The sequence below is a fragment of the Pararhodospirillum photometricum DSM 122 genome, from assembly GCF_000284415.1.
Taxonomy (GTDB): domain Bacteria; phylum Pseudomonadota; class Alphaproteobacteria; order Rhodospirillales; family Rhodospirillaceae; genus Pararhodospirillum; species Pararhodospirillum photometricum.
Map to the genome: position 1 here is coordinate 2,791,492 of NC_017059.1, position 19,594 is coordinate 2,811,085.

Genomic DNA, 19,594 nt, shown 5'->3' on the forward strand with positions numbered 1-19,594 from the left:
CTTCCTACCGCCCCCTCCGGTTCTTGAGGAAACATCGTGAAAGACGTTGCCGCCATTCTTCAGGAGGCCCGGGCGGAGGGAGCCAGCGACGTTCACCTCGCGCCGGCCTCCCCAGGCTACCGGCGCCTTCACGGCCGGCTGGTTTCAATCCCCGGGCTGGTTCTCTCGGCTCCCTCCTTGGAGGCCTGGGCCGCCACCGTCCTGTCCCCGATCGCACGACAGCGCCTAGGCGAGCGGGGCGATGGCGAGGCGGCTCTGGACGGTGGCCCCGGGATTGGGCGGTGCCGGGTCAGCGCCTGCCGCAGCGCACGCGGCCTCACCGTGGTGGTCCGCCTGTTGCCCCAGGAGCCCCCGAGCCTTGCGACATTGGGCGCCCCGGCCACGGTGCGCGCCCTAACCGAGCGATCCAGCGGGTTGATCTTGCTTTGCGGCGCGGTGGGCTCGGGCAAGACCACCACCGCCGCCGCCTTTCTCGACACCCTCAACCGCCGGGGTGGCCGCCATATCCTCACGGTCGAGGATCCGGTGGAAATCGTGCATCCCCCGGTGGGTGGTCCCGTCACCCAGCGCGAGGTCGGGCGCGATGCCGCCTCCATGGCCGAAGCCCTGCGCGCCTCCTTACGCGCCGACCCCGATGTGCTCCTGGTCGGCGAGGCCCGCGACGCCGACACTCTGGAGCTGGCCCTGCAAGCGGCCGGAACCGGGCATTTGGTCCTGGCCACCTTGCACGCTGGCGGCGCGGTGGCCGCCCTTGACCGGGTGTTGGACCTGTTCGCTCCCGAGCGTCGCACGGGGGCCCGGGAGAGCCTTTCGGGCTGCCTCGCGGCGGTGGTCCACCAGCGCTTGGTCCCGGCTGGCGGGGGGGGACGGGTCGCCTGGTTCAGTGTGCTCAATGGCACGCCGGCGGTCCGTGCCGCCATCCGCGACGGGCGCGAGCGGCAACTACCGGCACTGATGGACCTGGGCCGGCGCCAAGGCATGCTGACCCCGGCCGAGGCCCTGACCTTGCTGCGCCACGAGGGCCGCCTGGACCCGGCCTGGGCCCCGGGCAGTGAAGTCCCGGGGCGGGAAGACGATCCGTAAGCGCGCCGGGCGGGAAGAGAAGGGAAGAGAAGGGAAGGCTGGGAAGGGAAGGCTGGGGAGGCGGGCCTCCCCAGACCCCTCGGTTCCTGGGGGAGCCTCGGAGAGATCGCCTTGCGAATTCGCAATGCCCCTCATTTCGGGGCCGGGTAGACAAGGAGAAGGCCGTCGCATTCGCCCCCCTTGGCGGGCGGCCCTTTGTCCCGTGTCCAGGGACTCCCACACCTTGTCCCGGGTGGTCCGATGGATCCCCGGGGTTTTTTTTATGCGGTTTTTATACCCCCCTGGTCATGCCCCCCTTGCCCACGCTATCCTTAACAGCACCGGACGGATTGCGGGGAGAAGGATCCATGAGCGGATTGGAAGAAGCATTTCTGTTCATGGTGGCCGCGCTGCTCACCGTCCCGGTGTTCAAGCGCTTGGGGTTGGGCTCGGTCCTGGGCTACTTGACCGCCGGCTTGTTGCTGGGCCCCGCCGTCTTGGCCCTGGTCCCCGACGTCGGCGCTGTATTGCATTTTTCGGAACTTGGCGTCGTTTTTCTTCTGTTTTTGATTGGTCTTGAACTGCGCCCAGCCCGCCTGTGGGCCTTGCGCCGCCCGGTGTTTGGCCTAGGCGGTCTCCAGGTCTTGCTGTGCGGCGCCGCCCTCGGCGGCATTGGTTTCGCCTTGGGCCTCAAATGGCAAGCGGCGGTGGTGGCAGGGGGCGCTCTCGCCTTGTCCTCCACGGCCTTTTGCCTGCAAATCCTGGCCGAGCGTGGACACCTGCGCACCGGCTACGGCCGCAACGCCTTTTCGATCCTGCTGTTTCAGGATGTGGCGGTGGTTCCCTTGCTGGCCCTGATGCCCATCCTAAGCCCCAAAGGCAACGGCGTGTTCAACTGGGAAACCGCCCTGCACGACGCCGGACGGGCGGTGGCCGTGATCATCGCCGTCATCGTCCTCGGCCGCTGGGTGGTGCGCTGGGTGTTTCGCATCGTGCTGGCGACCCGGATTCCCGAGCTGTTCACGGCGGCGGCCCTGGCCCTGGTGATCGGCGTCAGTCTGTTGATGGACGAAGCCGGCCTCTCCATGGCACTCGGCGCCTTCCTGGCCGGCATGCTGCTCGCCGATTCCGAATGCCGCCTGGAACTGGAAGCCACCATCGAGCCCTTCAAGGGCCTGCTGCTCGGCTTGTTTTTCATCGCGGTAGGCATGAGCGTCAACCTCCACCTCATCCTCACCAAGCCCCTGATCGTGGCGGGGTTGGTCGCCACGCTTCTCGCGGTCAAGGGCGTGGTGGTGTTCACCCTGGCCCGGATGTTCGGGGCGACATCGCGCTCGGCGGCCTCCCTAGCAACCCTGGTCCCGCAAGGCGGCGAATTTGCCTTCGTCGTCTTCACCCTGGCGGTCAGCGAAGGCGTCTTGAGCAAGCAAACCGGACAACTGTTGTTGCTGGTCGTCACCTTGTCCATGGCCATGACCCCGATCCTGGTCGGCCTCAATGCGCTGATCCAGGACAAGACCCAGCCCAAACGCCGCCCCCCGGCGTACGAAACCTTCGAGGATCGGGAAAACCGGGTGATCATCGCCGGCTTCGGCCGGGTCGGCCAAATCGTCGCACGCACCTTGCGCATGGCCGGCATCCCCTTTACCGCCATCGAATCCAACTTCGAGCAAATCGAGTTCGTGCGTCGGCGCGGCACCGTGGTCCACTACGGCGACCCCTCCCAACCCGCCTTGCTCCGCGCCGCCGGCATCGAGCAGGCGGAAGTGCTGGTGATTGCGGTCGAGGACCCGGACCAAGCCCTGACGTTGGCCGAATACGTCCTGCGCCGCTATCCCACCGTGCGCGTGCTCGCCCGGGCCCGCGACCGCCAACACGCCTATCGCCTCATGGAAAAAGGCGTCTACAAGGTGTTCCGCGAAACCTTCGCCTCCAGCCTGGAAATCGCCGAGGAAGTCTTCCGCGACCTTGGCTATTCAGACGGCGTGGCCCGCCGCGCCGTGCGCCTGTTCCGCCGTCACGACGAAGGCCTGATGCAAGAGCAATACAAGATCCGCCACGACGAGGAAGCCTTGATCGCCTCGGCCCGCGTGGCTGCCGAGGAGTTGCGCACCTTGTTCGAACAAGACGCCACCCCCACCGCCGCGCCCCTCCTGCCCCCTCACGCCGTCCCCAAGCCCACGTCCGCCAGCCGCGACCTGCCCCCGGAGGCGCCGGCCGCCTGAGGCGAGGGGGGCTGCCACCTGGGCCGATGCCCCAGCCCCCCTTCTTCTTTTGGGCTTTCACAATGTGCGAGAGGGCCCCAAAAAACGCTTGCCAGCCCCCCCACCCTCGCGTATCGTGCCGCTCCCTGATGGGGCGTAGCCAAGCGGTAAGGCAGCGGTTTTTGGTACCGCCATTCCCAGGTTCGATCCCTGGCGCCCCAGCCAGAAAAAGCCCACAGACCTCTCGAAGGTATGTGGGCTTTTTTCGTCAATAAAGGGCTATTCGGAGAACAGGGAAGCCGAATCGCTCCGGTTCGTTATAACGGGCTGAAACTGGACAGAGCGTTTTTGAAAGACGAGGCACTAGCCTGCCCTTCCTCCCCGATAGCAAGCCTCAACGCACCATCACAACCTTTTGCCACAGACAAGCGATCTTTGATCGCTTCGTACCCCTTTACTTCGCAGACGGCCAGCAGGCACCGCTCGAAGCTAAGAATCATCGGCCTGAGGCGCTCGAATTCACCAGGAAACAGCCGCGCCATAGCGCCCACAAACCGCTTGTCGCCAGTGACCAGTTTCTTATTGCATTCACAGTAAAGAGCAACCAACGCGATTTGAGCCTCGCCGGCATCAATGCCCGCATGGGAGATCATGTTATTGTAAAGCTCAGTGGTGACGGCCGCCGCAACCCAGCGCTCCGGCACAACTGGGACCTGCCTAGCCATCATCGTGAGGCGTTCGCCCGTAGCAGCCCGGAGGGCGTCGTCTATGGCCATACGCCGAAGGGCTGTCTTCGCTCCAGAGGCAGTCGCTGAGGACAGCCGATAAGGATGGGTGACACCGAGAGCGCCAAGAGCTTCGTCCCAGAGGTTGCAGCACGCCAGTTTTATAAAGACGTCCTTATCAAAAAACGCGTGCAGATCGCGCATCGCCCCCTGCCGTCACAACAGACCAATACGCTCCAAAAACTCTAAACTATCGTCGGACAGGGCATCGACGTCAATATTGCGCCGAAGGGCCTCACGGCAGACCATCTCTGTGGGGGTGTCCTCGCCAATATACTTCAATGCGGCACTCCCCAGCGGCCATGGCTCCTTACCGTTGATCTTCGTGTTCTTCACCGCGTTCAAAATGACATGGCCAGGATCAATGCCTTTGTCACGGCCGTATGCGAGCGCAGACGCAGCGAGACTGGCGGCATCCACCAAACGTGTGAGACGGATGCTCGGATTCTGCCCACCAGTCAAAACGGTGAGGGCGTAGGCGTTGGCTGCCTTCTCTTGCTCATCGGCGCCGTCGTCCTCGGATACCTTTTCATCGACGAGAGAACCGCCATCGCATAAGTCAAGGTGCCCCTCGGCGATATGGCCCATCTCGTGAGCGAGCACAAACAGCATCCACGCCGGCGAGGACATCTTCCTCGTCACAAGGATCACGGGCCGGCCACAGCAAAACGTGACCATGCCGTCCATCTTAGGCTTGGCAACAGGCAAACTCGGCATATAAGCAACTGGGACCCCGTGCGCCCAGCAGACGTCCAATAGGTCTTCCAGTCCCACCCAAGGCGTGGAACCGTGGGCACAAGCGGTCGTGCGAAGGGCCATGGCGGAGGGAAGGGAGCCGGTCCACAACGGCGTGGTGACCGAGGCGACGAGCCTCGCGACAGCGGTCGCTACCGCACGCGCTGAAGCGATTTCGGCAATGCTAGTCCCCGCCCTCGTCTTGAAACAGGCCTGCTGCATCAGGCGTTGGCGCAAACGACCATCTGGTCCGATCTCCAAACCAAAATGCTTGGCAACAAACCCACGCACTTCAAAGAGACCAGAAGGATGATTGATCGCCTCTTCCCACCAGTCGGGCAAAATGCGAACTGCGTCCTGGGGCTTAAGCCCAACGGCGGTTAGCTCCTGCTGGAGCACCTTCTTGTTTTTAGAATCACTGAGGGAAGCGTGGTTCGCGATAGCCATGGCTCACCCCCCCATCGTCGGATAACGAAATGTAAGCTGCCTATAACATGGGGAGAGAATCCAGAAAAGCTCAGGCCTGAGAGATCGTCAGAAAAACTTGGGGAAGAAAAAAGCGAACCTCGGAAGGAACCTCTCCGGGCGGGGCTCGTGGTGGCCGAAGGGGATCACGTCCCCTTCGCACCAGCAGGGAGTTAAGAGGCCGGGCGCATGCGGCGGGGGGAGACTTCTTCGTCGTCGTCGCTGCCGTAGCCCTCGTAGTGGATGTAGCAGCGACCGGGGCCTGTTTCTTCCAAGACCCGGGCGGGATACCAGTCGCCTTCCCACAGGACCTCGACCCGGCGGCCTGGGTGGCACAGGCCCGAGGACGAGCGCTTGCCGTCAAAGCGGTCCCTCTCGGGGGACATCGGCGGCGGGGAGGCGCCGGGGCCGGCTTTATCGCAAAAGGCGGTACACACCGTGTTGGGCACCACCGATCCACCACAGTTGACAAAGCACTGGCGATACATGCTGTCGCAGTCGTCGCGACAGGAGGAGCGAGCGCAGCCATAGCCGTCGTAAAAGGAGCTTTCCGTCTTCGTCACTTTCTGACCGGCGCGCCGTTTTTCATCGACATAGCGGCGATACTCGCGCCGAGCGTCCTCTCTTTCCCGATCTTTACAGCGCTCTTCATCCCGCTGGCAGGAGTGGGTGCAGTTTTGTTGCCAGTTGAGGCATTGGCTGGTGCACACCCGCCCCTCGGGCGAGCGCGGGGCGCGAAATTCATAGGACGTTTCGTAGATCGGTCCGCAAGCGGCCGCGACCCCAATCAGAAGGCCTACCGCCAGAAGTCGCCCAACCCTCGCCATGGCCCCCTCCTTTCCTTCCATTTCAAACGGCGAGTATGCCCTTTGGACGAGGGGAAGGCTTGGACTTTCTGATCAAGGAAGCGCGGCCAAGAACTCGGTGATCAAGGCCACGGTCTGCTCCGGGTGGTCGCGATGCGGGACATGACCCACGCCGGGCAAGATTTCCACCCGCGCCTGTCCCCCACTGAGATCGCCAATCAAAAGGGGATGGCAAGCACTCCCGTATTCGTCTTCGCTGCCATGCAGCACCAAGGCCGGGCACCGGACGCGGGGCAAAACAGGCGCCAAGCTCCAGGTGGCGAAGGCCGGGGAAAGCCAGGACTCGGTCCACGCGTCCAAGACCCAGCCCGCCTTGGCGCCATGATAGCGTTCCAGCCGTTGAAACTGGGCCGGATCGCTGAAAAACTCCCGGGCGGCGGCAATCGCGCTCAGGGTTCGGCCTTCTGGGAAGGTTTGGGCGGCGGCGGTGATCAAGGCGTCGCAGTGCCGCGACCACTGGGCCGCCGCGTGAACCGCCATGCCGCCCCCCACGCTGTGCCCGAGGGCCACGAAGCGCTCGAACGCCAAGGAGCGCTGCAAGTCCGGCAGCACCGCCACCGCCTCCTGGGCGATGAACTCCAGGGAAAGGCGGTCGGTGCGGGCATCCGAAAGACCAAACCCCAACCGGTCATAGGCGATGACCCGCCGCCCGGTCGCCCGGCACAGGCGCTCCGGGAAATCGCGCCACAGGGCCACGCAGCCCAGGGAGTCGTGAAACAAGACCACCGGACTGAGCGTGGGCGGCAAGGCGGGCTCCCACGAGCGGACAAAAATCCGCCCCTGGGCCAAGTCCACCCAGCCATCTTGGGGACGCGGCTCGGCCTGCGTCATGGGGGCTCTCCTGTCGGTTTTAAGTGTAATGGATACATAATACTTTTATTTTGCGGCGAAAGGAAGGCTGGGGAGGCGGGCCTCCCCAGACCCCTCCGATCCTGGGGCTTGCCTTGATGCGCAGGGCCTGCGGGAACGTGGGGTCTGGGGAGGCTCGCCTCCCCGGCCTTCCCTGATGCCCTGAAATCTTGTTGCAGCCTTCGGAAGATCCGCCCCAAATGGGTCGATCATGCCAAAAGCCCTGACCAGACAAGACGATGAGGCCCATGCTCCTGGATGACATCGACCGCCAGATTCTCGTGGCCCTCCAACACGATGGCCGATTGCAAAACGTGGAACTCGCAAAGCGCGTTGGCCTGTCGCCCTCGCCCTGCCTGCGCCGGGTCCGCCTGCTGGAAGAAGCCGGGGTGATCGCGCGCTATGTTGCGGTGTTGGATCCGGCCAAGGTGGGGATTGGCCTCAGCGTTTTCGCCCGCATCTGCCTGTCCGCCCAGGATGCCGAGACCGTGGAGCACTTTATCACGTGCATCCAGGCCCTGCCGCAGGTGGTGGAATGCCACCTGATGGCCGGCGACTGCGACTTTCTTCTGCGCATCGTGGCCGCCGACCTGGAAGCCTACCGCCGCTTCCAGGTCGAGCACCTGACCCGGATCCCCGGGGTTCAAAGCATCAAAACCGAAATCCCCATGGAGACCATCAAACTGGCCCATGAACTGCCGCTGGGATCGGAGGAACGCGCAGGCTAGGCCTTCAGCCATGCCTCAACAGCCTCGGGCAAGGGCATGCCGCCAGCGTGGACGACTTTGCCCTCCACCACCACGCCCGGGGTCCGCATCACCCCATGGCCCAGGATGACGGCCATGTCGGTGACCTTTTCGATCTCGACCGCGACACCGAGGGCCCGGGCTTTGTCCTCGATCAGCTTGGCGGTGTTGACGCAGGTCTTGCACCCCGAGCCCAGAACCTTGATGGATTTCATAAGACTTTCCTTGGCTAGACGAACAACGCATTGAGCAACAGCCCAACCACGACAAAAGACAGGCTGAGGAATACCGCGAGAAACACCAGCATTGCCGGCTTCAGCACTTTGCGCAGCATGATGAACTCGGGCAACGACAGGGCGACGACACTCATCATGAAGGCCAGCGTCGTGCCCACCGGGACCCCCTTCGCCAGCAAGGCCTCGGCCACGGGAATGATCCCGGTGGCGTTGGAGTAAAGGGGCAAGCCCATCAAGACGGCGATCGGCACCGCAAACGGGTTGGCCGGGCCGGCGACGCGAGCCAGAAAGTCCTCCGGCACATAGCCGTGCAGGGCCGCCCCGATGCCGATGCCGATCAAAACGTAAAGCCAGATCCGCCCCACGATATCGCGGACCTCGCCCCAGGCCGAGCGGATCCGGGCCCGTCCCCCCAAGGCACCGTCCGGGATCGCGACGGCGCCCAGGCGAATGTTCCACACATACCCCTCAACCCAGCGCTCCAGGTGCAGCCGATCGATCAAGATCCCGCCCGCCAGCCCGACCCCCAAGCCGGTCGCCACATAAACCACGGTCAGCTTCCAACCGACCACCGAGGCCAGGATCACCACCGCCACCTCGTTGACCAAGGGCGAGGTGATGAGAAAGGCCATGGTCACCCCCAGGGGAATACCGGCCTCAAGAAAGCCGATGAACAGGGGCACCGAGGAGCAGGAACAAAACGGTGTCACCGCCCCCAGGGTGACAGCCAGAACATAGCCCAGCCCCCGGGATCGCCCCTCCAGGGACCGACGCACCCGCTCGGGCGAGAGCACGGAGCGAAACAGGGCCATGACGAAAACTACCACGACCAGAAGCACAAAGATTTTGGTCGTATCCTCGATAAAAAAATGAACCGCTTCGGCCAGCCGGCTACCGGGATCCAACCCGAGCAAGGAATAGGTGGTCAGGTCGGCAAGACGGGTGAATAGGGCAAACATCAGGGGCTCTTTCGCCCGTCACAAGGAACGGGTCATCAAGACCGCCGAGGCGGGGCACAGGGCGGCACTCTGGCGCGAGGCCTGGATGGCGGCGGGCGCCTCGCTGCGGGGCAGGGGACGAAAGCCACACCGCTGCCCGAGCCCGACCGCTGTGGTGGTGAGCAAGTAGGCCTCCCGGCAGCCCAGGGCGTGGGCTCTCTCGAGAAGCGCGCCCACCAAGGCACTCCCCAGCCCGTGCCCCCGCCGCCCGGGGACGATCACCACCGAGCGCACCAAGGCCAGCGCCCCGTGGCATTCGAGGCCGCCATGGCCCACCAAGACGCCCTGGTCGTCGTGAAATCGGAAGAACAAGCGCCCCTCGTCGTCGAGATCCTCGACCGGCAGATCGGCGGCGACGAGGGCAGCGCGCAACGCTGGATCCACGCTGGGACAGAATGTCATCACAAGGGAGGGCATCATCCTCGGGCCTCGTACCACGACTTGCTGGCATTGACGATTTTCACCACCGACAGCATCACGGGAACCTCGATCAACACCCCAACGACGGTCGCAAGCGCGGCCCCAGACTGGAAGCCGAACAGGACAAGGGCGGTCGCCACGGCCAGTTCAAAAAAGTTGCTGGCCCCGATCAGGGCAGAGGGACCGGCCACGGCATGCGGCACGCCGAGCCAGCGATTAAGGCCATACGCCAAGGCACTGTTGAGATAGACCTGAAAGAGGATGGGCACCGCCAGCAGGGCAATGATCGCGGGCTGGGCCAGGATCTGTTCGCCCTGAAACCCGAACAGCAGCACCAAGGTCGCCAAGAGCGCCCCCAGGGAGAACGGCCCCAGCCGCCCCAAGGTGGCGGCCAAGGCGTCGGGTCCCCGGGCCAGCAGGGCGCGGCGGGCGAGTTGGGCGATGACCACCGGCACCCACGATGTAAAGCCCGACCGACAGCAGAAGTGTTGGACAGCAGGTGGCTCTTGTAGCCGACCTTGACGCGGACCTTGCCGGTACCGGTGAGGCTGAAGCGCTTCTTCACCGCGCTCTTGGTCTTCATTTTGGGCATTTCAGGTTCCTTCTCTGGAGCCGATCCTGTTGGGACCGCCGATCGACGGGCCGCGCAGGGTCTGGAGGGACGGCTAGGCATGCCCGGGGCTTTGGCAACCCAAAAGCCCACCGCCGTGCCGCCCGGATTTCCTTGGGGACGAGGGGTTATACAGGTCCGGCCCTTTCGGTGCAAGGCCTGTCCAGAACGCGTGGAACAGATCCGCGCGATTCCCACCGAAATCCCTTGGGCCGAAATCCCTTGGGCCGAAATCCCTTGGGCCGAAATCCCTTGGGACCGGGTTCACTCCCCTCTTTACCCCAAGGCCCCAGCCCCCTACCCTCATTCTTTCCTCCCTTTCCTGCACGACAAGGAGCCATGCGCCCATGACATCGACGGGGCAAGGGCCCGCCCTCGCGGCCCTGGACGAGCGATCGCGGGAAATCTTTGGCCAGATTGTCGATACCTTCGTGGAAACCGGCGAGCCCGTGGGGTCGCGCACCTTGTCGCGTCGGCTCTCGGTCTCGCTGTCGCCGGCCACCATCCGCAACGTCATGGCCGACCTGGAGGAGATGGGCCTTCTCTACGCCCCGCACACCTCGGCCGGGCGCCTGCCCACCGAAGAGGGTCTGCGCCTGTTTGTCTCGGGTCTCCTGGAACTGGGAGGGCTGGCCGCCGACGAGCGCCGGCAGATCGAGACCAAGGTCAACGCCGCTGGCAAGAGCTTGGACGAGGCCCTGAGCGAGGCGACCAGCGTGTTGTCGGGCCTGTCGCGCTGTGCCGGCTTGGTGCTGGCCCCCAAGGTGGACGCCTCGCTCAAGCACATCGAGTTTGTGCCCCTGGGACCGGGCCGCGCCCTGGTGATCATGGTGACGGGCAACGGCATCGTCGAAAACCGGGTGCTGGAGGTGCCCCAGGGCCTGCCGCCCAGCGCGCTGGCCGAGGCCACCAATTATCTCAACGCCCATCTGGCCGGCCGCACCTTGGACGAGGCCCGCGCCACCATTCAAGACGACCTCGCCCAGCACCGCGACCGCCTGGACGAACTGGCCTCGCGCGTCGTCCAGGCCGGCATCGCCACGTGGTCGGGCGGCGAGCGCCGGGGCGAGCTGATCGTGCGCGGCCAAAGCCATTTGCTGGCCGATGTCACCGCCTTGCAGGACCTGGAGCGGATCCGCGGCCTGTTCGACGCCTTGGAAACCCGCGAGCACGTGTTGCGCATCTTGGATCTGGTCAACAGCGCCGAGGGCGTCCAAATCTTTATCGGCGCCGAGAATGCGTTGTTTTCCGTGTCGGGTTGCTCAATGATCGTGGCGCCTTATCTCAATAGCCGCGAGGAGATCGTTGGCGCCATCGGCGTCATCGGTCCGACGCGGATCAACTACCGAAGGATTATTCCTTTGGTCGATTACACGTCAAAGGTTATCAGCCGGTTGATGGGCTGATCGACCTTGGCTGTCTTTTTTTGGAACAGACGACGCAAGACGGAAAGCGCCATGCAGCAGCCCACGGAAACGCCCGACGCCCCCGAGCCCCAGACGCCCGCGGAGGCCCCCGGCGCCGAACCGCCGGCCGACCCCAGCGAGGACCTGGCCCGGCGCGTCGAGGCCTTGACCGCCGAAAACCGCAAGCTGAAGGAAGACTACCTGCGCGCCCTGGCCGAAGCCGAGAACGCCCGGCGCATGGCCGACAAGCGCATTGAAGACAACACCAAGTACGCCATCACCAACTTTGCCCGGGGCATCCTGGGGGTGGCCGACAATCTGGCGCGGGCCCTGTCGGCGGCGCCCGAAGAGGCACGCCAGGAGCACGAGATCCTGCGGACCCTGGCCGTGGGCGTGGAAATGACCGCCCGCGAGCTGGAAAACGCCCTGGCCAAGCACGAGGTGCGCCGGGTGCAGCCGCTCAACGAGCCCTTTGACCCCAACTTGCATCAAGCGGTGCAGGAACTGGAGGACGTGACCGTGCCCTCTGGCACCGTGGTCCAGGTCTACCAGGACGGCTACACCTTGCACGGTCGCTTGTTGCGCCCGGCCATGGTGGTGGTGTCGCGCGGCGGCCCCAAGCGGGAAACCGTCATCGCCCCACCTTGGCGCACTCGCGACACAACGGCTCGTCGGCCAACACCAGGTCCCGGAGCCGCCGCCATTGTGCCCCGTAGCCCCTCTTGCTCGCGGACTCCCGCCGATCCGGCTCCCTGGCCGGTGCGCATGGGCAGCGTTGCCCATGGGGCACCAGCTTCTTGCACCGCGCGCATATCCGAGGCGGGGCGTAGGGCATCAGGACGCCACCGTCACCCGCATCTCCACCGCTGTCGGCCATTCGCCAACGGGGAGGATCCGGGCGCCGTCACAGCGCCAACGTTCGGGCGCGACCGTCACCCAAACTTCTTTGTCAGGGCACCACACCTCGACGCACAAAATCCGATCGGGTGTGAAGGGCAGTTCCAGAACGTCCCACGAGCCGGGGTCTGGAAAAACAAGCGTGCTGTGCATCGGCGCGAGTCCTTACTTTTTACCTTGGGAGGCGCGATCAAGCGCCCGATCGACTTCATCGGCTATCTTTTGCCCGAAGCGTTGTTTCGTCTGGTCGAAAGCCCGTCCCAGGAAGTGTTGGGCTGGCAGGGGCGGGATGTTTTTCTCTGGGCATCCGCGCGTCCCAAACTCATGAAAGTGCCCGTACCAGACCAATTTGTTGTCGCGTTGCCCGACAATGCCGACCTTCGCGGTCAGGCCGTCGCGGCTGGTCTTTGCCTTCATGGATCGGACCAGTTCCCCGCTGTCGATCAGGCCAGCCTCAACCACGTTCGCCGTCGCCTGTTGGGCCATTTCCTCGGCGCCCTCGGCAAAGGTCGTCTTGAGCGCCTTGGTCAGCTCGTCGGGCAACTCGCGCAAAATCTTGCGGACCTTAGGCAGGGAAGCGTAAGCGCGGCGGGATTTAATGCTCATGACGTTCTCCTTCGAGGAAGCGGGCCGGCAGTGGGGGAATGCCCAAGACCACCACCACCGGCCCACCGATCCCGCCCCAGGCCGCAGCACCCGGAGCGGAAACGGATCATCACGCGGTCATCGAAATGCCCTTGATGGCGGCAGCCTGGACCAGATCGCCCCCACAGTCGGGGCTGACGCGGCGGATCTGGGCGATCAAGGGCGCGTCGGAGACCAGCGGCCTGCGCTCCCCGGTGTGGCCCACGTCTCGGGTGGCGAAAAAGAGATCGAAAGACAACAAGCCGGTCATCATCGGCACAAACGCAGCCAAAGACCGAATTTCGGACTGCCTGAGCATTGAGGCGCCCGGGCCGGGGTACATGCACTTCCCGGCTGAACGGGACGCCGGGTACTTCACCCAACTGACCAGCGAGCGACTTGCCCTCAAGAGGGACGGGGGGAGGTCGCGCCGGGTGTGGGTGCCGAAGCAGGGCATGGCCCATGAGGCCCTGGACTGCCGAGTCTACGCCTACGCCGCGCTGTGGGGATTGATTATGCAGCACCGCCTGGATCTGGATCGCGAGGCCGTGAAGGTCGGAGCGGTAGACGCTCCTGTCGTGCGCATCGACACGCCGGAGGCGCAGCGTTTGGAAGCGGAGAAGACCCCGGTGGTTGAGGTCGCGCCGGTCGAGAAGCCGAAGCGCAAGCCGCGCCGGGTGACGCGCTCGCAGTGGATGGGGTGAGGATGGAACGGAATCGCTTTTTGCAAAGGCGCCACCTGTTTCTGTCCGGGTCGATCCAGGGCGGAAAATCGACTACGGCCCAAGCGCTGACGTCGGCGGCTGCAGGTCGGGGCCTTAAGGCGGTCTACGTGACCCCGTGCCCAAGCATTGTCGAAGAGTTTCGGGACCAGACGTGGCTGGGCGACGGCGTGGCCGTTGTGGGCCTTGATGATTTTCAGAGGCTCGCCGAGGCGGTCAAGGGTGCCCGATGTGTGGCTGTCGATGAAGCTCAAAAGGCTCGCGACCTGAAAGGGATTGCCGAAGTTATCGCCGAACACGTTGCGGTGAGCCAGATCACGACGATTCTTTGGGTTGCCGACGAAGCTTTTGAGGGGCTCGTGCGCCACGCTGTCAGGCACGGTGACCCCGACGCTTGGCGCGCAATGGAAATGCACGCGCAGTTTGTTCGGCCGATGGCGCGCTCGAACTGGATGAATAGGTGATTTGATGGCAACGCTTGAAGAGTTGGAAGCGCAGCTTGCCGAGGCGCGGAACATTCGGCGGTCGCTGGTTAGTCAGATGAGTTATGCCGATGGATCGTCGGTGTCGTATCGAATCAGCGGCCAGGACGCGATCATCCGGGAGATTGAGGCGGAGATCGGCCGCCTCCAGTCGGTGAAACGTGTGCGCACGGTGCGCTTTTACGGAGGATCCGGGCTTTGAGCCTCCTTCGCCGCACCAAGGCCGCGTGGCGTGCCTTCACCGCCTCCTATGACGCCACCTCAACAGGGTACACCACCCCTTGGTTTATTCTCAGACAAGCCTATGGTTTATCCTTTAATTTTCACAACGGGGGCTATTAACAGTATAAAAATCTGTGTTTTTGGTGGGGATCACCGAATTGATGGGTTCTCAAAAATTGTCGTACCTGCAATTAATAATATTGCAGAAAGCCGAAGAATTGAATGCTACATAGTATCATCTAAAGAAATAGACTTTGATTTCAGCGCTAACGTCGAAGTTCATCGCTTTGAAAAAAGCATGAACTACGGACTTTTATTAGGGCGTTTGCGGACAATAAACCCTGACATTATTATCCATCCGCCAACCAAAGCTACTGGAAACCTTCCATTTAAGACGCTTAATTTACTTATAAACGCTGCATTTATTAATGCAGTTCCTGTTGCCGCAGATCAACAACCTTTCTCTTCAATCAAAGATCTGGGTATCTGCGTCGTGTGTCCAGGGACAGAAGAAGGATGGACAAAAGGCCTCCATGACGCAATCGAGTTACACTCAGATCAGTCATTTTTGATAAAGTTACGCTTGTTCGTCTCTCAAAATTTTAACGGGCAAATCAACAAAAACGTCATTTCTGAAATAATTAAATCAAACGATATTCCTGGATATCTTCATCGGGAACAGAGATTCTGCGCAATTAAAGATTTATTCTTGGAGCGCACACAAAACAATCTCATGCCGACTCAGGGAAGTGATCTTAATTCACTTATAGAGAACCACTACAAAAGCAACGCTAAAAACAATGAACTTGGGTTTGAAAGAATAATGTTTCTTAAATCAATTTCCAATTGGCCTCCTAATGTCCTGCCGATTAATCCAGAGCAATTTGGCAAGAGCTTTCTTGTCAAAAACTGCTTTGGTGTCGAAGATAAAAATATATTACCTGTTGTTGCGTCAATTAATATATTTATGGAGAATGTTGTCACGGCAATGACAGCGGCCTATGACTATATCTACCATCTAGGCGTCTGGAATGATTACTGGACACTGATGTTTGGTTCTGATCTTAGGGAATCAGGATATCAAGAAATAAAAATTGAACCTAAAGGCACCCTTCTTGGAATTGTGTTTTGCTTGAGAATTCACCCCAATACAAATGGCCATTTCTGTGGCGCTGTCTATGATAGTCAAGGAAATGAGTTAGCTGTTATTCACCGAGATTTACGTTCGATAACAGGCATGGTTCCTATGTTGGTTACCTTTCCCACGCCTCTAAGTATGGATAAGGGAAATATTTATACTATGAGGCTCTATGTGGAAAATGCGACTGATTTTGTTCAATTTATCGAATTTGTGCAAACTAGTAAGCATTATAAGGGGCCAGGAGAAAGAAAAATCTACTACTCTGCTGTGTACGATATTGAATCGAACTGATATCAGGAGTCCCTTCATGGAAAGCAGTGAAAAAAAACCAATGCAGTTCGATGAAGAGTTTTATCTGATCACGAATCCAGATGTAGCTAATGCTGTAAAAAATGGGTCCGTGCAGTCAGGATATGAGCATTGGATCAGTTTTGGGGCAAAAGAAGGTCGTTTACCTTGTCCTGTTTGGTCTACTATCGGATTAAGAGAGTTTGATGAAGGTCAGTATCTAAAGGCTAACCCAGATGTATACAAAGCGGTAGCTGAAGGAGATATCGCATCTGGATATGAGCATTTTTTAAAATGTGGGTGGCGAGAGGTAGAAGGGGCGTCTCGTCCAATTAATGAGCGCGACAAAATTCGCGTTGATAGTCTTAAGCTTCTATCTGATCATGTGTTCATGATGATGAATGCCAACCTAATAAAAGACCCTAACTATTTTAGAATAGAAACCCATAGTTGGTTTAATGGTGTGATAAATAAATTTGCTAACGAATTCATATTCAAGGAAGATTCTGGTAAAATTGATGCCAAATAATATTTTTCTAGAGATTTTTGACACTCGAGATCACGTTGGATGCTGAATGTGATTCAAAATCTCAAAAGCATTTTGAAATGGATTGGCTATGCATCACGATCTTGCGTGGGGAAAGATGGCTCACCACTCCCTTGGCAAACCTTCTGATCCGAGAAGTCTTTCTATGAATTTTCCGAAATTATATAAAGTCCATCGCCACGGTTAAGGCAAGGTCGTGTCCCATTGCGTGGTGTAATAGGGTGGTCGCCGTTTTCTTTCCGGGAGGTTTGGCCGGAGTGATCAGGCAGCCGTGACGGACGGCAAGCATGAGAGGGGATCATCGCCCGAGGGGGCGACGGATTCCAGCGTCATATAGCGGGCACGCTGGACGGCCCATTCGTCATTTTGCTCCATCAAGATGGCCCCGATCAGGCGAGTGATGGCGGCTTCGTTGGGAAAGATCCCCACGACGTCCGTTCACCTGCCCCGAGAGGCTTGGTAGCGTGTAGGCTAATAACTATAGGAATGGTTCCGATCCGGAATTCCCCCCGACCGACAGCATCAAAACTAGCAGCGGCATCACAAACGACAGGAACACCGCTGCGTTCTGCAAAACGCTCCCAACGATCCATATCGACTATTCCGCCGAATGGAGAAACGACGACAACACCCGCTGTGTTATGGATGTCGTCGTTTTCCACTTGATCGACATTAAGTGTCCATGTCGTCGCATCGACGTCGGCGAACACCGGCGACATTCCGGCCAGGACGATGGCATGAGGCGTCGCAGCAAAAGTCCAGGACGGACATACACACCGATTTCCGGCACGCTTCAATCCAACGGCCTGGAGGGCAAGGGCAATTCCTACGGTAGCATTAGAAAGAAATATTACTTGATCAGCGCCAAGGTTAAAATGTCTTGCAATGCGTAATCTAAACTCATTATGGAGAGGTCCAAAATTTGAATACCAACGTGCCTCATCTATTCTCTCAATATACGGAATTATATCTTTGGCGACAGGAAGCTTTGGGCGAARAACCGGAATCATATCTCCACCTTTCCTTAGTACCATTGTTGATTTTGATGTTTTAAGTTCAAAAAAATTTATACAAATCAGAGTTAATCAAAAACCTAGAAAAAACACCAGCGAGTGCCTTTGATGAAGATGCAATTTTCATCAACTCTAGGAATTATTTTTCAAATCCATCATAAGCTGCTCTTCAAGCCGCAACAAATCATCGCTTCTTTTTTTGATTTTTTTCGCTGGAGCCCCTGCATAAACACCCCAGCCCTCAAGGGATTTAGAAACCAAAGACAATGCCCCAACAGAAGATCCGTCTTCTATAGAAACACCAGGCAATATAACGCTTCCAGACCCAATAATAACATGTTTTCCTAAAAAAACATGGGCAACCTTCACATTCAAATAATTGTGTGGAACAGTAGGATTTGTTAGTGATTTTCCTGAATAGTCATCTGAACTAGAATAAATTTTAACATCTTGTGATAGTCCAGAAAAATCTGATAAGGTTACACCCCCAGAACATCCGATATAACAGCCACTTCCTATGTGAATGTAGTTGCCAATCGAAATATATCCTGAATATGACGATATAACAACATTGCCGTCAATGCGAACATTGCTTCCTATTTCTATATTATTTAAACCAATAATCGTTGAATTCTTTGCTATCTTTACATTTTTACCAATTTTTTTAAAGCCAAAAGCCATCAAATCTTCTGATTCAAAGTATCCTTGATCAAAAGGATTCTGAAATTCATGGCGGCATGTCATAGAGCCCTCCTTTTTCTTAATTAAAACAAAAAACAAAATAAAAATATGTTTTTTAAAAATAAGGCCTTAGCTTTTAGAGCCACATAGACGTATAAAAATGAATTATACTTAAATTTAGAGGTTTTGGAAAAATATTTTTTGCAACACAAGAGGAATTTGGCAAAATAACCACCGGATCGAGCCGCGGGAGCTGGGCACGAGCGATCCGATGGCTATCGGATTGAAGTTTCTTCACCTTGCTTGACGCGTCGTCCTCGTCGTCATATCAAGCATTAGCGTGATGGGTCATGAAATCACACCGATACCTTCAAAAAAAGAGAAGAGGTCTAACGACCGATACGCTCAAAAAGATAACGCCCATACTCATTTTTACGCAAGGGCTCGGCGAGGCGTGCCACCTGTTCCGCATCGATCCAGCCGGCGTCAAAAGCGACTTCCTCGGGACAGGCAATCTGAATCCGTTGACGGTTCTGTAAGGTGCGCACAAATTCAGCAGCCTCGAGCAGGCTGTCATGGGTTCCAGTATCAAACCAGCCGTAACCCCGCCCCATACGCGCGACGGTCAGTTCGCCCATTTCTAGATAAACAGCGTTCACTGATGTAACTTCCAACTCGCCTCGGGCCGAGGGCTGAATGGATTTAGCGATCTCAATAACGCGGTTATCGTAAAAATAAAGACCTGTTACCGCCCAACGAGATTTAGGTACAGAGGGTTTTTCTTCGATACTCAGTGCTCTGCCCGAAGGATCTAGCTCAACAACACCATATCGCTCTGGATCACGCACACCATAAGCAAAAACCTGTGCTCCTGTCTTTACCTTTCCCGCCTCACGCAGAAGTGAGGTAAGGCCATGGCCGTAAAAAATGTTGTCGCCAAGCACAAGAGCAACCGGATCTTGTCCAACAAACTCACGACCGATAATAAAAGCTTGAGCTAGTCCATCGGGGGAAGGCTGGATGGCGTAAGTAAGTGCAATTCCCCATTGTGACCCGTCACCGAGCATCGTTTGAAATAACGACTGATCGTAGGGGGTAGTTATAATTAAAATATCTCGGATACCCGCTAGCATAAGGGTAGTGAGCGGGAAATAAACCATAGGCTTATCATAAACTGGCAAAAGCTGCTTGCTGATAGACCGTGTCACAGGATAAAGGCGGGTACCGGAGCCGCCCGCTAAGATAATTCCCTTCATGATCTTCTTTCCTGTCGAGAAGAGAGAGCAAAAAGCTCATCAATAACTCGATCTAGACTTTTTTGCCAATGAGGCAAAACAATATCAAAATTATTTTTGAGCTTTGTACAGTCGAGCCGGGAGTTTTTTGGGCGAAAAACGAATGCCCGGGAGGCCTCCATGTCCATTGCAACGCGCTCTCCCTCCCCGAGGCTTCAACGCCGGATAAGTCTCCTACCCCGCTCGCCTTGTCAACCCAGGCCCCTGCGGTGGACAGCCTTTGGCCGGGGCCGTATACAGCGGGCATGAACGTCGGTGAATAAAAATGAGACGGCTGGGGAGGCGAGCCTCCCTAGACCC

General features: G+C 58.8%; 22 protein-coding genes, 1 tRNA gene and 3 pseudogenes. 11 read left to right on the top strand and 15 right to left on the bottom strand.

The window, feature by feature from the left end:
• Positions 1-36: 36 nt before the first annotated feature.
• The 3 genes from RSPPHO_RS12520 (at position 37) to RSPPHO_RS12530 (ending at position 3,491) form a co-directional block, all read left to right on the top strand.
• Positions 37-1,083 (top strand): type IV pilus twitching motility protein PilT, encoded by a 1,047-nt coding sequence (locus tag RSPPHO_RS12520; protein ID WP_014415597.1) that lies wholly within the window; start codon positions 37-39, stop codon positions 1,081-1,083.
• A 347-nt stretch (positions 1,084-1,430) separates the two neighbouring features.
• The gene (locus RSPPHO_RS12525; protein ID WP_081581761.1) at positions 1,431-3,287 is read left to right on the top strand and encodes a monovalent cation:proton antiporter-2 (CPA2) family protein; all 1,857 of its coding nucleotides are present in this window, start codon (positions 1,431-1,433) and stop codon (positions 3,285-3,287) included.
• Positions 3,288-3,416: 129 nt separating this feature from the next.
• Positions 3,417-3,491, top strand: a tRNA-Gln gene (locus RSPPHO_RS12530).
• Between the two features lie 92 nt (positions 3,492-3,583).
• Here the strand turns inward: RSPPHO_RS12530 and RSPPHO_RS12535 are convergent.
• From RSPPHO_RS12535 to RSPPHO_RS12550, 4 genes are all read right to left on the bottom strand, one after another.
• Positions 3,584-4,195, bottom strand: a complete 612-nt coding sequence (locus RSPPHO_RS12535; RefSeq protein WP_041795421.1) for a hypothetical protein — start codon at positions 4,193-4,195, stop codon at positions 3,584-3,586.
• A gap of 12 nt (positions 4,196-4,207) precedes the next feature.
• Positions 4,208-5,233, bottom strand: a complete 1,026-nt coding sequence (locus tag RSPPHO_RS17975) for a M78 family metallopeptidase domain-containing protein (protein WP_051013869.1) — start codon at positions 5,231-5,233, stop codon at positions 4,208-4,210.
• A gap of 191 nt (positions 5,234-5,424) precedes the next feature.
• Positions 5,425-6,078, bottom strand: a complete 654-nt coding sequence (locus RSPPHO_RS12545) for a hypothetical protein (protein WP_041795432.1) — start codon at positions 6,076-6,078, stop codon at positions 5,425-5,427.
• A 72-nt stretch (positions 6,079-6,150) separates the two neighbouring features.
• A complete protein-coding gene (locus tag RSPPHO_RS12550; RefSeq protein WP_014415600.1) occupies positions 6,151-6,948 on the bottom strand; it encodes an alpha/beta fold hydrolase in 798 nt (265 codons plus the stop codon).
• 266 nt (positions 6,949-7,214) lie between these two features.
• On the opposite strand from RSPPHO_RS12550, the gene RSPPHO_RS12555 reads away from it, so the two are divergent.
• Positions 7,215-7,694 carry an Lrp/AsnC family transcriptional regulator gene (locus RSPPHO_RS12555; RefSeq protein ID WP_041795434.1) on the top strand — a complete coding sequence of 160 codons (480 nt, stop codon included), beginning with the start codon at positions 7,215-7,217 and terminating at the stop codon, positions 7,692-7,694.
• Here the strand turns inward: RSPPHO_RS12555 and RSPPHO_RS12560 are convergent.
• From RSPPHO_RS12560 to RSPPHO_RS19175, 5 genes and pseudogenes are all read right to left on the bottom strand, one after another.
• The gene (locus RSPPHO_RS12560) at positions 7,691-7,927 is read right to left on the bottom strand and encodes a thioredoxin family protein (RefSeq protein ID WP_014415602.1); all 237 of its coding nucleotides are present in this window, start codon (positions 7,925-7,927) and stop codon (positions 7,691-7,693) included. The genes RSPPHO_RS12555 and RSPPHO_RS12560 overlap by 4 nt on opposite strands.
• Positions 7,928-7,941: 14 nt before the next feature.
• Positions 7,942-8,907, bottom strand: a complete 966-nt coding sequence (locus tag RSPPHO_RS12565; RefSeq protein WP_014415603.1) for a permease — start codon at positions 8,905-8,907, stop codon at positions 7,942-7,944.
• A gap of 18 nt (positions 8,908-8,925) precedes the next feature.
• Positions 8,926-9,366 carry an arsenic resistance N-acetyltransferase ArsN2 gene (arsN2, locus tag RSPPHO_RS12570; protein ID WP_051013870.1) on the bottom strand — a complete coding sequence of 147 codons (441 nt, stop codon included), beginning with the start codon at positions 9,364-9,366 and terminating at the stop codon, positions 8,926-8,928.
• Positions 9,363-9,821, bottom strand: coding sequence for an arsenic resistance protein (locus RSPPHO_RS20095; protein ID WP_014415605.1), 459 nt, complete (start codon positions 9,819-9,821; stop codon positions 9,363-9,365). Before RSPPHO_RS20095 ends, arsN2 begins: the two co-directional genes overlap by 4 nt.
• Positions 9,821-9,958: pseudogene (locus RSPPHO_RS19175) on the bottom strand (large ribosomal subunit protein bL35); the annotation flags it as partial. The pseudogene RSPPHO_RS19175 and the gene RSPPHO_RS20095, both read right to left, overlap by 1 nt.
• A 365-nt stretch (positions 9,959-10,323) precedes the next feature.
• Between RSPPHO_RS19175 and hrcA the strand changes: the two are divergent.
• Positions 10,324-11,382, top strand: coding sequence for a heat-inducible transcriptional repressor HrcA (hrcA, locus tag RSPPHO_RS12580; RefSeq protein ID WP_014415606.1), 1,059 nt, complete (start codon positions 10,324-10,326; stop codon positions 11,380-11,382).
• A gap of 51 nt (positions 11,383-11,433) precedes the next feature.
• A pseudogene (locus tag RSPPHO_RS22030) lies at positions 11,434-11,976 on the top strand (nucleotide exchange factor GrpE); the annotation flags it as partial.
• Between the two features lie 468 nt (positions 11,977-12,444).
• Here the strand turns inward: RSPPHO_RS22030 and RSPPHO_RS22035 are convergent.
• Positions 12,445-12,885 (bottom strand): HK97-gp10 family putative phage morphogenesis protein, encoded by a 441-nt coding sequence (locus tag RSPPHO_RS22035; RefSeq protein WP_041795439.1) that lies wholly within the window; start codon positions 12,883-12,885, stop codon positions 12,445-12,447.
• 134 nt (positions 12,886-13,019) lie between these two features.
• On the opposite strand from RSPPHO_RS22035, the gene RSPPHO_RS19185 reads away from it, so the two are divergent.
• From RSPPHO_RS19185 to RSPPHO_RS20105, 5 genes are all read left to right on the top strand, one after another.
• Positions 13,020-13,607: a terminase gpA endonuclease subunit gene (locus RSPPHO_RS19185; protein ID WP_197535608.1), complete on the top strand. Its 588-nt coding sequence runs from the start codon at positions 13,020-13,022 to the stop codon at positions 13,605-13,607.
• 128 nt (positions 13,608-13,735) lie between these two features.
• Positions 13,736-14,089, top strand: a complete 354-nt coding sequence (locus RSPPHO_RS12615; RefSeq protein WP_157879223.1) for a hypothetical protein — start codon at positions 13,736-13,738, stop codon at positions 14,087-14,089.
• 4 nt (positions 14,090-14,093) lie between these two features.
• Positions 14,094-14,309, top strand: coding sequence for a hypothetical protein (locus RSPPHO_RS12620; protein ID WP_041794081.1), 216 nt, complete (start codon positions 14,094-14,096; stop codon positions 14,307-14,309).
• A 30-nt stretch (positions 14,310-14,339) separates the two neighbouring features.
• Positions 14,340-15,761, top strand: a complete 1,422-nt coding sequence (locus RSPPHO_RS20100; RefSeq protein WP_157879224.1) for a hypothetical protein — start codon at positions 14,340-14,342, stop codon at positions 15,759-15,761.
• A 16-nt stretch (positions 15,762-15,777) separates the two neighbouring features.
• The gene (locus RSPPHO_RS20105; RefSeq protein WP_157879225.1) at positions 15,778-16,287 is read left to right on the top strand and encodes a hypothetical protein; all 510 of its coding nucleotides are present in this window, start codon (positions 15,778-15,780) and stop codon (positions 16,285-16,287) included.
• 279 nt (positions 16,288-16,566) lie between these two features.
• Here RSPPHO_RS20105 and RSPPHO_RS20115 read toward each other — a convergent pair.
• From RSPPHO_RS20115 to RSPPHO_RS20120, 5 genes and pseudogenes are all read right to left on the bottom strand, one after another.
• A pseudogene (locus RSPPHO_RS20115) lies at positions 16,567-16,743 on the bottom strand (transposase); the annotation flags it as partial.
• Positions 16,695-17,339, bottom strand: coding sequence for an aminotransferase class I/II-fold pyridoxal phosphate-dependent enzyme (locus RSPPHO_RS22040; RefSeq protein ID WP_081581764.1), 645 nt, complete (start codon positions 17,337-17,339; stop codon positions 16,695-16,697). The gene RSPPHO_RS22040 and the pseudogene RSPPHO_RS20115, both read right to left, overlap by 49 nt.
• A gap of 111 nt (positions 17,340-17,450) precedes the next feature.
• Entirely contained in the window at positions 17,451-18,062 is a 612-nt protein-coding gene (locus RSPPHO_RS19195; RefSeq protein WP_173391151.1) for an acyltransferase, read from the bottom strand.
• Between the two features lie 326 nt (positions 18,063-18,388).
• A complete protein-coding gene (gene rfbA, locus RSPPHO_RS12630) occupies positions 18,389-19,255 on the bottom strand; it encodes a glucose-1-phosphate thymidylyltransferase RfbA (protein WP_041795448.1) in 867 nt (288 codons plus the stop codon).
• The gene (locus RSPPHO_RS20120; protein ID WP_157879228.1) at positions 19,252-19,422 is read right to left on the bottom strand and encodes a sugar nucleotide-binding protein; all 171 of its coding nucleotides are present in this window, start codon (positions 19,420-19,422) and stop codon (positions 19,252-19,254) included. The genes rfbA and RSPPHO_RS20120 overlap by 4 nt, the downstream gene beginning before the upstream one ends.
• Between the last annotated feature and the right edge of the window lie 172 nt (positions 19,423-19,594).

Bases quoted from the DNA above. Each gene is read 5' to 3' on its own strand.
- RSPPHO_RS12525 (WP_081581761.1), top strand. From the start codon at position 1,431: ATGAGCGGATTGGAAGAAGCATTTCTGTTCATGGTGGCCGCGCTGCTC.
- RSPPHO_RS12535 (WP_041795421.1), bottom strand. From the start codon at position 4,195: ATGCGCGATCTGCACGCGTTTTTTGATAAGGACGTCTTTATAAAACTG.
- RSPPHO_RS17975 (WP_051013869.1), bottom strand. From the start codon at position 5,233: ATGGCTATCGCGAACCACGCTTCCCTCAGTGATTCTAAAAACAAGAAG.
- RSPPHO_RS12545 (WP_041795432.1), bottom strand. From the start codon at position 6,078: ATGGCGAGGGTTGGGCGACTTCTGGCGGTAGGCCTTCTGATTGGGGTC.
- RSPPHO_RS12550 (WP_014415600.1), bottom strand. From the start codon at position 6,948: ATGACGCAGGCCGAGCCGCGTCCCCAAGATGGCTGGGTGGACTTGGCC.
- RSPPHO_RS12555 (WP_041795434.1), top strand. From the start codon at position 7,215: ATGCTCCTGGATGACATCGACCGCCAGATTCTCGTGGCCCTCCAACAC.
- RSPPHO_RS12560 (WP_014415602.1), bottom strand. From the start codon at position 7,927: ATGAAATCCATCAAGGTTCTGGGCTCGGGGTGCAAGACCTGCGTCAAC.
- RSPPHO_RS12565 (WP_014415603.1), bottom strand. From the start codon at position 8,907: ATGTTTGCCCTATTCACCCGTCTTGCCGACCTGACCACCTATTCCTTG.
- arsN2 (WP_051013870.1), bottom strand. From the start codon at position 9,366: ATGATGCCCTCCCTTGTGATGACATTCTGTCCCAGCGTGGATCCAGCG.
- hrcA (WP_014415606.1), top strand. From the start codon at position 10,324: ATGACATCGACGGGGCAAGGGCCCGCCCTCGCGGCCCTGGACGAGCGA.
- RSPPHO_RS22035 (WP_041795439.1), bottom strand. From the start codon at position 12,885: ATGAGCATTAAATCCCGCCGCGCTTACGCTTCCCTGCCTAAGGTCCGC.
- RSPPHO_RS19185 (WP_197535608.1), top strand. From the start codon at position 13,020: ATGGCGGCAGCCTGGACCAGATCGCCCCCACAGTCGGGGCTGACGCGG.
- RSPPHO_RS12620 (WP_041794081.1), top strand. From the start codon at position 14,094: ATGGCAACGCTTGAAGAGTTGGAAGCGCAGCTTGCCGAGGCGCGGAAC.
- RSPPHO_RS20105 (WP_157879225.1), top strand. From the start codon at position 15,778: ATGGAAAGCAGTGAAAAAAAACCAATGCAGTTCGATGAAGAGTTTTAT.
- RSPPHO_RS19195 (WP_173391151.1), bottom strand. From the start codon at position 18,062: ATGACATGCCGCCATGAATTTCAGAATCCTTTTGATCAAGGATACTTT.
- rfbA (WP_041795448.1), bottom strand. From the start codon at position 19,255: ATGAAGGGAATTATCTTAGCGGGCGGCTCCGGTACCCGCCTTTATCCT.
- RSPPHO_RS20120 (WP_157879228.1), bottom strand. From the start codon at position 19,422: ATGGACATGGAGGCCTCCCGGGCATTCGTTTTTCGCCCAAAAAACTCC.